We start from the raw sequence: 12668 nt of genomic DNA, 5'->3' as shown, positions 1-12668 counted from the left end.
TTTTCAAACTATTATCTGTAATTTGAATTGTAGGGAAGGTGACAACACATAACACATAGGCACAAGCAAATACATAAAATAAATAATAATTTTAATAAGTTACTTATTTTGTCGGATTTTGTCGGGTCAGAAAACTATTGCTAACCATATAGAATGTATTTCTTTCTCTTTATAATGTGAACAACCGCTTTTTTATACGTGCTTAACCCTATTTAACATCACTTCAATGATGATGACATCTTGTTAAGTACATTCATTACTTATAACGCTAATCACTTAATAACAATGACTTACACTGTTTACTTACGTCCCAGCAATCAACATTTTTATGTTGAACCGCAAGAACCCTTATTAACAGCCGCTTTAAAACAGCACTTACTCCTTCCCTATAGTTGTCGCGGGGGAAGTTGTGGCGCATGTAAAGCTAAGTTATTAAGTGGTCAAATCGATTACTTAATTCCCCCCAGTTACAAGAGCCAATTAGCAAAAGACGAAATTCTGTTATGTCTTGCAACGGCACAAACAGACCTTGAGATTGCCAGCACGCTAACGCAATCAACGCAGGGGATAACAGACACTAAAAAAATGCCGTGTCGTGTGGAGAAATTGCAAAAATTATCTGAAGATGTCATGCAACTATGGCTGAAAATTCCTGAGCATGAAGCCCTACACTTTCAAGCAGGACAATATTTAGATATTTTGTTGAACGATGGACGAAAACGCAGTTTTTCCATTGCCTCAACCGTTGCCGATTTACCCCTGATTGAATTACATATTCGTCGAGTTAATGATGGTTGTTTTACCCAACAGGTTTTTGATAGCTTGAAAGTCAAAGACATTTTGCGGATAGAACTGCCATTAGGCGCATTTTTCCTACGTCAGGATACCCAGTTACCCATTTTATTTGTTGCAGGTGGAACTGGCTTTGCACCTGTTAAAGCGATGATTCAACAGGCATTAGCAGAAAATAGACAACGGGAAATGATTTTTTACTGGGGCGTGCGCCATCAACAAGATTTATACATGCACGACACCATTACCCAATGGGCAAAAGATTATCCTTTTATCCACTATGTTCCCGTTTTATCAGAACCTTTAGCGGAAGACCAATGGCAAGGTAAAACAGGTTTAGTACACGAGGTTGTTTTACAAGATATTCCTCATTTAATGGATTATGTCGTTTACGCCAGTGGCCCGCCTGTGATGGTTGCAACTGCACATCAACATTTTATTGCTCGAGGATTACCCGCAACACAATTTTATTCCGACCCTTTCGAATTTGCGAAAGATAAGAAATAACTGGTTAAAAAGTAACCCAAGTTCTGCAAGATTTAAAAACCTAGCAGGTCTGACGGAACACGCGAAAAGGGTTGACCAGACAAGATTAAAACATTGCCTGAATCAGGATTTTCAGGATTAGCAGGATTTAAAACCCTTAACCCAAAAATTTAAGGTGAATCATGCCTTTCAATTCTGCTAATTCTGAAAATTCGGTGAATTCTGATTCAGACAAGCTGTTGTCTTTTTAAAAGAAACTCGCCGAACTCAGGTTAATATTAACCGCAACAAACTACTAATTCCCTCGTGGCGTGCTGGCATGACAATTAAAACAATCTATTTGCACAGCAACATAGGTATGGCACGCATTGCAAAAGTGTTGCGGACTGTCTTTTATGGGATATTGTCCCGTTGCTGTCGGCGTGATATGGCAATTAATACAATCTATAAAACGATAACCACTTGTATAAATACCCTTATTCGCTAAACGATGTCGATATTTGAGTGCATCGCCATGTTGACGGCGTATCGTCTCTATAGGTTCAACACAGGCTTGCGTCGCAGAAAATGCTTGTTTTGCAGGAGACAATACAGGTGGACTCGCAACAATATGATTATTAACTAAAATTATGTATAAACAAGCAAATATTAAACTTATTCCCCCATAATAACCGTATCGTTTCATTGCATATCCAACCCCTTAAAGAATTAACGCATCGCCAACTAAGTGATGCAAACTCATGACTTGATTCATGTTAAATCCATAATAAGGCAGAACTTTACTAAATTGCGTTTTGCAAATCGCGCAGATGGTTACAAGATGCGTCACATTATGCGCTTGTGTCACGGCTTGCAAAGCTTCCATCCGTGGTAACGCGCCTTTAACCCGCAATTCTAACAATTCATCCGTTAATAACCCCCCGCCACCGCCACAACAAAATGTTTTCTCATGCCTTGTCTTTGCAGGCATTTCATAAAAATGATTCGCAACGGCGCGAATAATCTCACGGGGAATACTGAACTGTCCGCCACTTGTATGTCCCATACGCGAAGCACGGGCGATGTTACAAGAGTCGTGAAAAGTGAGGACACGCGCATCATTTGCTGTTTTATCAATATGTAACGCACCACGCTGTAATAAATCATGTGTTACTTCGCAAATATGTTGCGGAATTGGATAACGGGCATCTAAAAATTCAAACTCGCCCACCAGCGATTTTAAGAAGTTATAAGCCACTCGCCACGCATGACCACATTCGCCGAAAACAATTCGCTTCGCTTTTAAATCATGCGCAGCGTCACGAATGCGTAAGGCAATTTTTTGCAAATGTTCCTGACTGCCAATAAATAAGCCAAAATTAGCGGCTTCGCTCGCATGAGTGCTTAATGTCCAAGAAATGCCTGCTTGATGAAAGACTTTTGCATAGCCAATTAAACCGTCGACATGCGGTTCTGCAAAAAAATCTGCTGACGGTGTAATAAACAAAACCTCTGCACCTATTTCATCTAAAGGTAAACGCACGGCAACGCCTGTTTCTTGCAAAATGTCTTCTTCTAAACTTTCTAAAGTGTGGCGCAAAGCAGGAGCAGGTAAGCCTAAGTTATTACCGACTTTATGGACTTTATGCACAATTTCATTACAGTATTTTTGCCCTTTGCCGATGTGGTCTAAAATTTCACGGGCTGCCATTGATATTTCTGCTGTATCAATACCATAAGGACAGAAAACGGCACAACGGCGACATTGTGAACATTGATGAAAATAGTTATACCAATCATCGAGAATTGCGGGAGTTAAATCTTTCGCACCGACCAGTTTCGGAAAAAATCGCCCTGTCCACGTGTAATAACGGCGATACACTTGGCGGAATAAGTCCTGACGGGCAACAGGCATATTTTTAGGGTCAGCAGTACCGATAAAGTAATGGCATTTATCCGTGCACGCGCCACATTTGACACAAGCATCTAAATAGACTTTTAAGGCTTTATTGTGACTGACTAATTCGCCCATTTTAGCAATGGCGACAGTTTGCCAGTTATCGATAAGTTTGGCGGGATAACCAAGTGCGGTTTGTGTATCAGGTTTGGCAGGATAAGGGAATTTATCGCGCATTGCGTCTCTTTGTAACGCAGGCACGCTGGGATGGGTTCTTAATGTTGGCGTTTCAATCGTAGCCATGTGTTTTTTCCTAATCTTTGGCACGCATCGCAAAAGACCTGCTAGGTTTTAAAAACCTAGCAGGTCTCTGTTTTATCCTTAAAACCTCGCCGTACTCAGGTTAATTACTGACAAGCCTCGCAATCAGGGTCGTCAATTAAGCACGCTTTGGGGATTTCGTTATCATCGTCTTGCTGTTCGACAATCGCGTTTTTACTACTACGTACTGTGTTTTTTTCCACATGAGTCGCGCCCATTGTGCGTAAGTAATATGTGGTTTTTAAACCGCGTATCCATGCGAGTTTATAGAGTAAATCGAGTTTGCGTCCTGACGGTTCTAATAGGTATAAATTCAACGATTGCGATTGGTCAATCCATTTTTGCCGACGCGAACCCGCTTCAATCAACCATGACGGGTCAACTTCAAATGCAGTCGCGTATAAGGCTTTTAATTCATTAGGCACTCTGTCGATATTTTGCACGCTACCGTCAAAATATTTTAGGTCGTTGACCATGACATCATCCCATAAATTCAGGGTTTTTAAATCGCGGACAAGATACGGATTAACAACGGTAAATTCGCCCGATAAATTGGATTTCACGAACAGATTTTGATAAGTCGGTTCAATAGATTGGGTCACGCCGACAATGTTGGAAATCGTCGCCGTTGGCGCAATCGCCATGCAGTTGGAGTTGCGCATCCCATCGCGTTTGACTTTCTCGCGCAACTTTTCCCAATCCAAGCTGGAACTATCAGACATTTCTAAATATTGTCCGCGTGTGCCACGCAATGCTTGAATGCTATCAATGGGCAATATGCCTTGACTCCATAAAGAGCCTAAAAACGTGGAGTATTTGCCCCGTTCTACGGCTAATTCTGTCGAGCCTTCAATGGCAAAATAGCTTAAATATTCCATCGATTCATCAGCAAATTCGACGGCTTTATCGGTACTATAAGGAATACGTAGTTGATAAAGGGCATCTTGAAAACCCATGATACCCAAGCCGATTGGACGATGACGTAAGTTAGCGGTGCGGGCTTGTGGCACTGCGTAATAGTTGATGTCGATAACGTTATCGAGCATCCGCATCGCCGTTTTCACCGTGCGTTGTAACTTTTCGACATCTAAACGGTTGTTATTGATATGTCGTGCAAGGTTGACACTGCCTAAATTGCAAACAGCGATTTCATAACGTGATGTATTTAAAGTTATTTCTGTGTTCTTGGTAATCATGCCATTGACTGTCCATGCATGAGTGTCCGAGTCAACCGTTAAACAGTAAGCATCTTCATTGGGCAATTTCGTTAATTCAGTAAAAGTCGCATACAGTTTTTGACTGTATCCCTTTTTTTGTAAATTATCTAAATACTGTTTAGCCGCAAGTGATGATTTATTACTTGCTAATTGCGTGATACTTTCAGCAATTTGACAGCCTTTAATAGAGGTGATAAGTAAACGGTATAATGGTTTACTCCAATATTCCTTATGTCCACCTTTACCATCAGGCATAGGGTGTAGTTCATGACCACGCATTTGATTAATCGAGCTTTTTACACCAAAGTTTGCCCAGAGAATCTGTAATGATTGAATAAATGCTAGGTCTGTAGATGCTAATGCAAGCGTTGTCACTTCATGACTGCTTAAAATATTACCATCGGCTTGATAAAGACCTTTTAGATAAGCCATAACAGTTTCACGATCACCACGCCATACTATTTCAGGTACTTGTAATTTATTTTGTGGTGTAAAACCATGTTGTTCTAGCAAACGATAGAGTGGTGCAGAGCTAAGACGAGCACGTTTTAGCTTCTCGTTGATCGCAAAAGCAGGGGTATTTGTTGAAGTTGTTCGTAAAACAGTATTACCATCAAGCAAATGATGAACACTGTTTTCAATAGAGGGTAAATAATCGAAATCATTTGACCATACATCAATGTAAACCTTACCTTTGTTTTTATCAAAAGTACCATCTCCCGCAATCAATCCCATAAGGTAACTCAGTTCTGGCTTATGTTCTGTTCCCCATAAGCCTTCTAGCTGTTGAATTAGCAATTTATCACCAGCTTTTAAATGTTGAGCTTCTACCCAACCTATATCTTTCACCCATACCTTGTGATCAGGCGTAACTTTATGGGTATAACCTTCACTGGTATTGATGCGTACTATTGGCGCATTAGGACGTGGAAGTAACATTTTTGATGCTGCATAAATACCATCTAAGCCAACAACTTTATTTTCTCCACCCAATTGATATAACTCGCCTACTGTCAATAATCCACGGTCAGTAACAACACGTTGGTCAGCCGCAATACAACACAAGTTAGAAGAATGCACAACACCGACATGTTGTTGCGGTGAGCGAATATTGCAGGGGTCTTTAAAGCATATCCACGGATGACCCGTTTCAAATAGCATGGTCAGCATTTTACGCCAGAGTTCAACCGCAGAAACTCGTTTAAAAATCTTCAGTTTGCCTTGTTCAGCAAGGGCTTCATAGGCTTCATAAGCGGTTTTAAAGGCTTCGCTATGCAATTCGTGCAAATCAGGGGTTTCGTCGGGAGAGAATAAAGACCAATGCCCGTTTTCCATCACCCGTTGCATGAATAAGTCAGGAATCCAGTTTGCGGTATTCATGTCGTGAGTGCGACGGCGTTCATCGCCTGTGTTTTTCCGCAATTCAAGGAATTCTTCAATATCTATGTGCCATGTTTCAAGATAAGCACACCCGCTCCCCTTGCGCTTCCCACCTTGATTAACGCTGACCAGTGTATCATTCGCAACTTTTAGAAAAGGAACAACGCCTTGCGATTTGCCGTTAGTGCCTTTGATTCTCGCCCCCATGCCACGTACAGGTGTCCAGTCGTTACCGATACCGCCCGCCCATTTTTGCATCATGGCGTTGTCTTTAATCGCGCCAAAAATGCCATCTAAATCATCGGGTACAGTGCTAACGAAACAGCTTGAGAGTTGTGAGCGGAGCGTACCTGAGTTAAATAACGTCGGGGTACTGCTCATAAAGTCAAAGCTGGAGAGGAGTTTATAAAACTCTATCGCCCGTTCTTCGCGTTGAATTTCATTAATGGCTAAACCCATTGCAACGCGCATAAAAAACGCTTGGGGCAGTTCAAAGCGGGTATCTTGGCTGTGTAAAAAATAGCGGTCGTATAAGGTTTGTAAGCCTAAATAGGTGAACTGTAAATCGTTATCGGCAATCAGTGCCATGCCTAAACGGTCTAGGTTAAAATCGGCTAGGCTAGGGTTTAGAAGTTCTAATGCAATGCCTTTATGAATATAGTGTTTGAAATAATCTGCATAGTAGTTGCGCATTTCCGTTGCCGTGACGGTATGCGGTTCAAACTTCAGCAGACTTAAGGCTTCAGTGCGGAGGTTATCGAGCAGGAGGCGAGAGGCAACATAGGTATAGTTTGGCTCTTTTTCGACTAAAGCGCGTGCACTCATGACAAGAACGTGACTGACATCTTTTTCAGAAATGCCGTCGTATAGATTTTTTAAACTTTCTTCGACAATTTTTTCCGCATTAACATATTCCAAACCGTCGCAGGCTTCGGTGACAATACGGCGCAAGCGGTCTTCATCTAAGGGGGTCAGTTGATTATTAGTATCTTTTACATGTAACACAGCAGTTTTTTTCCGTTCAGCACGTAAGGTAGCATGGCGTTCACGATAAAGGACGTATTCGCGGGCAACTTTATGTTCACCTTCACGCATTAAAGCAAGTTCGACTTGGTCTTGGATTTCTTCAATGTGGACTTTGCCTGTTTCTTCTAAACGGCGTTCAATCCCTTTTAAGACTTGCTTAGTCAGTTGTTGTACCAGTGTTTTTATACGATTAGAACTAGTAGCAGAATGTCCTTCTACTTCTAAAAAAGCCTTAGTGATAGCGATGGCTATTTTATTCGCGTCAAAGCTGGTCAACTGTCCTTGTCGGCGAATCACTTGGTATTGGCTTAATTCCGCGTTATCCCATTCAGTGAGGATGCTATCTATGAGATGATCAGGGATTTTTTTTGCGGTTTGGGATTCAATGGGATTGTCGATAGTCATAGTTATCTTGCATTAACATTTTGTTTATATTAAATTTTACTAGAGATTTTTTAAATCAGCCTAGATAAAAAAAGGTGTCATAGACACCTTGTTGTCGGTAATGGGCTTGCATTACGCTTAATTTGTTGTCGATTTTTCTTTTTTCTACGGGGATTCTGTTGGACGGCTTTCCTAGTGAGTAGGTTAAAGCATTTGTTTTAATTGTAAAAAAATGATTTAGAAAGGAGTAAAGCCGCTAATAAAGTTAGTATGTATATTACTCTGAAATTGAAAATTTAGCCTATCTAAATTTTTGTAAGCATTCTTTCTCATGAAATATTTTTATGTCTCTTGCTTTTAAGTATCTGAATGATTTTTAATAAAATTAATCAGATTGAAATGGTTTGAGAATTGCTTAAAAAGGGGGGGTTACATTTTTGGGAGTGCTAAACAAGTCTGGTTTTTCTCGTTAATCTTAATGGGGTTGTCTGAATCAGGTTTTATGCGTTTAAATCCTAACTTATTTAGCACTAGCACATTTTCAAGATGGGAGTTGCTGTTAGAGCACAGGGTAGAGCATATACATAAGTTTTATTCATGGATAGATAAAAACGCTTAATATTAGAAACCATTAAAATACTTATGTTATGATTTTCCGCTGAAGATACTTAGGCTGATGTGGAATACAATACAAGGTGACTGATTATGTTTCGTTTCAAGATAATACCTAGAATTTTATTAATAATAGGTGTCGGGTTTAGTATAAGCCCGTCTAGCCATGCAGAAGAAAAAACGCTCCATTTGCAAACTATTCCCGTTGTTTATCAACAGGTAAATAAGGAAATCATTGTTGATGGAATCATTGAAGCGGTGAATGAGGCAACTATTGCCGCACAAACATCAGGGCAAGTACAAGAAGTTTTTTTTGATGTAGATGATTTTGTAAAAAAAGATACAGTGATTGTGCGCTTAAAGTCTATCGAGCAGAAAGCCAGTGTTGCGCAAGGAGAAGCAGGATTGCGTGAGGCTCAAGCAAATTTGCGCGTTGCGCAAGATACTTATAACCGAACTAAAAAGATTTTTGAAAAACAAGCAATTTCTGAATCTGAAATGGAAAAAGCTGCCGCAGAATTAGACGCAGCACGCGCTCGTGTTTCAACTGCTCAAGCCAGTATTAAACGGACAACGCAACAAGAAGAATATACAACCATTCGTGCACCTTATAGTGGCATTGTTAAAGAACGACATATTCAAGTTGGCGAAGTTGCAAATGTCGGTCAGGCGATTATGACGGGATTTTCTTTAGATACATTACGGGTGATTGCAACGATTTCGCAAAATCAGGCAGCAGCGGTACGCCAAAGCCAGTCTGCCAGTGTAATTGTGCATAGTTTGCCCGATAAACCGCGTATTGCTGTGAACAAAATTACCGTTGTGCCTTATGCCGATGCACAATCTCATACCTTCCGCGTGCGTTTACCATTAGCAGAAGCGATTGATGGTATGTATCCTGGTATGTTGGTGAAAGTTGCATTTACTGTGGGCACTGAACAACGCTTGATGGTGCCAACCAGTGCAGTTGCTTATCGTGGAGAGATTCGCGCCGTTTATGTGGTGGATGAAAAAGGCAATGTTTCTATGCGTCAAGTGCGATTAGGAAAAGAATCTTTAAATATGATTGAAGTGCTCGCAGGCTTAGATGTTAATGAGCAAATCGCTACCAATAGCGTTGACGCTGCGATTAAATTAAAAACGCAACGTGCTGCTACCGCACAACCCGCCACAGCCCACCCGTAAGCAGGTATTACTAACATGAGTCATACAAATACGGATAAGCCCGCGAGCATGGGCATTTCTGGGCGTATTACCCAACAATTTTTAACAACCCAAATTACCCCGCTATTAGCCCTAGTTGGGTTATTACTGGGTTTATTTGCGATAGCCGTGACACCGCGCGAGGAAGAACCACAAATTAATGTGACCTTCGCCAACGTGTTTATCCCTTTTGCTGGTGCGTCTGCCCGTGATGTTGAACAAATTGTTGCAACGCCTGCCGAGCAGAAATTTAGCGAAATTGAGGGCATCGAGCATGTATATTCAGTTTCCCGTCCTGGTATGGCGATTCTTACCGTACAGTTTAAAGTAGGTGAACCGCGTACCGATGCCATTGTGCGTCTTTACAACACCATTTATTCCAATACCGATTGGCTTCCGCAAAATTTAGGCGTTGGCTCTCCTTTACTAAAGCCAAAAGGCATTGATGATGTGCCGATTGTCACTTTAACTCTTTGGTCAGAAGAAGGGGGAAGTTATGATTTACAAGATATTGCCCACACCATTGAATCTGAATTAAAACGGGTACAAGGAACACGAGATATTTACACCGTTGGTGGCACTGACCGTATTGTTCGTGTGACTTTAGACCCCGCAAAATTAGCAGGTTATCAACTATCCATTACTGATTTGACGAATGCCTTAGCAGCAAGCAACAGCACGCGAGATGCTGGCAGTATGGTACGAAATAACCAAGAAATTCTAGTTCAAGCAGGGGATTTTCTCTCTAAACCTGAAGAAGTGGGAGATTTAGTCGTTGGGGTAAAAGACGGAAAGCCAATTTATTTACACGATGTTGCTGATATTTCTTTTGGTGCAGAACAACCCGAAAAATATGTATGGTTTGGTACAGGGGCTGCCGCTGCATCGCGTGGCATTACGCAGCGCGGTGAATTTCCTGCCGTGACCATCGCAATAGCCAAACAACCAGGTACGAATGCGGTCGCGGTTGCTAATCAAGTGATAGAACGCTTTGAAGCCATGCGCGGGGTTTTTGTGCCTGATGAGGTACATGTCACCGTCACCCGTAACTATGGGGAAACCGCAGACGCAAAAGCCAAGAAACTTATCAGCAAATTAATTTTTGCAACCAGCTCAGTCGTTCTACTCGTCTTCCTAGCCCTAGGATGGCGTGAGGCATTTATTGTCGGCACAGCGGTTGTGATTACCTTATTAATCACCCTATTTGCTTCATGGGCATGGGGATTTACCTTAAACCGTGTCTCACTCTTCGCGCTGATTTTCTCCATTGGGATTCTGGTCGACGATGCCATTGTTGTGGTGGAAAATATTCACCGACATATTCACTTAGGGGCAAAAAATCTCTTAGAAGCGATTCCTGTGGCTGTCGATGAAGTGGGAGGTCCCACGATTTTGGCAACCTTCACCGTGATTGCTGCGTTATTACCTATGGCATTCGTTTCAGGACTCATGGGACCCTACATGAGCCCGATTCCCATCAATGCCAGCTTAGGCATGATGATATCCCTTGCTGTGGCTTATATTTTCACCCCATGGCTAACCTATAAGGTCTTACGTAAACAGTTTGAAAAATATAGACAAGCGCATGAACACGATACCCATGACCACACGCACGAAGAAAAACCAACCGTAACTTATCGGTTTTTCAATGGTTTAATGCGCCCTTTTTTACGCAGTGCGATTTTACGCTGGCTCTTACTACTTGTTGTCTTAGCCATGATTGCAGGTGCAATGCTGTTACCTATCACACAACATGTCGTACTTAAAATGCTACCCTTTGATAACAAATCTGAATTTCAAGTTGTTGTCGACATGCCTGAAGGAACTAGCGTAGAACAAACTGCGCGAGTGCTAGGTGAATTAGGGCGTTATCTCGCAACGGTTGAAGAAGTCAGTGACTATCAAGTTTATGCAGGCACATCCGCACCAATTAGCTTTAACGGTCTAGTCCGTCAATACTACCTGCGCTCTGGTGCAAATGTCGGTGATATTCAAGTCAATCTTGTCGACTCTCATCACCGTAAACGCAAAAGCCACGAAATCGCTTTAGCCGTGCGTGACCCCCTACAAGCCATCGGTCTAAAATATAACGCCAATGTCAAAATCGTCGAAGTCCCGCCCGGCCCGCCAGTGCAATCCCCATTAGTTGTTGAAATTTATGGATTAGACTATAAAGGGCAATTAAATATCGCCAAAGATATTCATGGCGTTTTCGCCAAAACCCCCGATATCGTCGACATTGATGACAGTATTGAAGCCCCTCAAACCAAGTTGATTATTCGTATTGACCAAAGTCGAGCGGCACTACTCGGAGTCAGCCAAGATACCGCTGTTTCTGCCATTCAAACCGTTTTACATGGTACAGATGTCAGCTTTTTACACAATGCAAACGTTAAATACCCCATTCCCATCCGTTTAGAATACAGCACCGCAGATAAAGCAGAAATTGATCGCATCAAAGACCTTCGTGTACGCAATAACTCAGGTCGTTTAATACCCCTGTCTGAATTCAGCAATATCATTGTTACACAACGGGAAAATGCGATTTATCACAAAGACTTATTACCATTAACAATGGTAACAGGTGATATGGCGGGAAAACTAGACAGCCCTTTATATGGCATGTTTGAAATTTACGAATCTTTAAAAGACCTCGTTGTTGAAGACCAACACAAATTAGAACAATATTTTATTCAACAACCTGCTAATCCCTACCGCTATAGCATAAAATGGGATGGTGAATGGCAAGTAACTTATGAAACGTTCCGCGATATGGGCATCGCTTATGCGGTAGGAATGATAATGATTTACCTACTGGTCGTTGCGCAGTTTCACTCCTACCTTGTTCCACTGATTATCATGGCACCGATTCCACTGACCGTTATCGGCGTAATGCCAGGGCACGCACTACTTGGCGCACAATTTACCGCAACCTCCATGATAGGCATGATTGCACTGGCAGGCATTATTGTCCGTAACTCGATTCTACTAGTTGACTTTATCAATCAACAAGTTGATGAAGGGATGCCTTTCCTAGAAGCCGTGATACGCTCCAGTGCGGTACGTGCGCAACCAATTATTCTGACAGGATTAGCGGCAATGGTGGGGGCATTCTTTATACTGGATGACCCCATTTTTAGCGGTTTAGCCATTGCTCTCATTTTCGGACTATTTGTTTCTACCATGCTTACACTGATTGTTATTCCCATTCTATATTATGCATTTATGCGTAAACGCTTTGCCTAACAAGACAATGACGCAATCTTGATTTAAAATTGCTTCATGCGTGCTTAAAAGCCTTCTAGGTTTTACAAACCTAGAAGGTTTTTTTTATAAATGAAAAATAATCACATACTTATATATAACTGATA

At 41.6% G+C, this 12668-nt stretch carries 6 protein-coding genes; 3 read left to right on the top strand and 3 right to left on the bottom strand.

Translation table 11 applies throughout. The features are described 5' to 3' along the window. Positions 1-240 precede the first annotated feature (240 nt). Positions 241-1299 (top strand): CDP-6-deoxy-delta-3,4-glucoseen reductase, encoded by a 1059-nt coding sequence (locus tag BEGALDRAFT_RS01240; RefSeq protein ID WP_232281965.1) that lies wholly within the window; start codon positions 241-243, stop codon positions 1297-1299. 274 nt (positions 1300-1573) lie between these two features. Here the strand turns inward: BEGALDRAFT_RS01240 and BEGALDRAFT_RS01235 are convergent, their stop codons facing one another. The 3 genes from BEGALDRAFT_RS01235 to BEGALDRAFT_RS18650 form a co-directional block, all read right to left on the bottom strand. Continuing rightward, positions 1574-1963 carry a hypothetical protein gene (locus tag BEGALDRAFT_RS01235; RefSeq protein WP_002682855.1) on the bottom strand — a complete coding sequence of 130 codons (390 nt, stop codon included), beginning with the start codon at positions 1961-1963 and terminating at the stop codon, positions 1574-1576. Positions 1964-1978: 15 nt separating this feature from the next. After that, the gene (gene dsrK, locus BEGALDRAFT_RS01230) at positions 1979-3457 is read right to left on the bottom strand and encodes a sulfate reduction electron transfer complex DsrMKJOP subunit DsrK (protein WP_002682853.1); all 1479 of its coding nucleotides are present in this window, start codon (positions 3455-3457) and stop codon (positions 1979-1981) included. 104 nt (positions 3458-3561) lie between these two features. Next, the gene (locus tag BEGALDRAFT_RS18650) at positions 3562-7503 is read right to left on the bottom strand and encodes a ribonucleoside-diphosphate reductase subunit alpha (protein ID WP_002682851.1); all 3942 of its coding nucleotides are present in this window, start codon (positions 7501-7503) and stop codon (positions 3562-3564) included. A gap of 684 nt (positions 7504-8187) precedes the next feature. Here BEGALDRAFT_RS18650 and BEGALDRAFT_RS01220 point away from each other — a divergent pair. Continuing rightward, positions 8188-9279: an efflux RND transporter periplasmic adaptor subunit gene (locus BEGALDRAFT_RS01220; protein ID WP_002682850.1), complete on the top strand. Its 1092-nt coding sequence runs from the start codon at positions 8188-8190 to the stop codon at positions 9277-9279. A 15-nt stretch (positions 9280-9294) separates the two neighbouring features. Next, positions 9295-12543: an efflux RND transporter permease subunit gene (locus tag BEGALDRAFT_RS01215; protein ID WP_002682848.1), complete on the top strand. Its 3249-nt coding sequence runs from the start codon at positions 9295-9297 to the stop codon at positions 12541-12543. Positions 12544-12668 lie beyond the last annotated feature (125 nt).

This window comes from Beggiatoa alba B18LD (genome assembly GCF_000245015.1).
GTDB classification, from domain to species: domain Bacteria; phylum Pseudomonadota; class Gammaproteobacteria; order Beggiatoales; family Beggiatoaceae; genus Beggiatoa; species Beggiatoa alba.
This window is presented reverse-complemented; position numbering and strand designations above follow the sequence as displayed.

Coding starts and splice junctions, on each gene's coding strand:
- BEGALDRAFT_RS01235 (WP_002682855.1), bottom strand. CDS start 1,963: ATGAAACGATACGGTTATTATGGGGGAATAAGTTTAATATTTGCTTGT.
- dsrK (WP_002682853.1), bottom strand. CDS start 3,457: ATGGCTACGATTGAAACGCCAACATTAAGAACCCATCCCAGCGTGCCT.
- BEGALDRAFT_RS18650 (WP_002682851.1), bottom strand. CDS start 7,503: ATGACTATCGACAATCCCATTGAATCCCAAACCGCAAAAAAAATCCCT.
- BEGALDRAFT_RS01220 (WP_002682850.1), top strand. CDS start 8,188: ATGTTTCGTTTCAAGATAATACCTAGAATTTTATTAATAATAGGTGTC.
- BEGALDRAFT_RS01215 (WP_002682848.1), top strand. CDS start 9,295: ATGAGTCATACAAATACGGATAAGCCCGCGAGCATGGGCATTTCTGGG.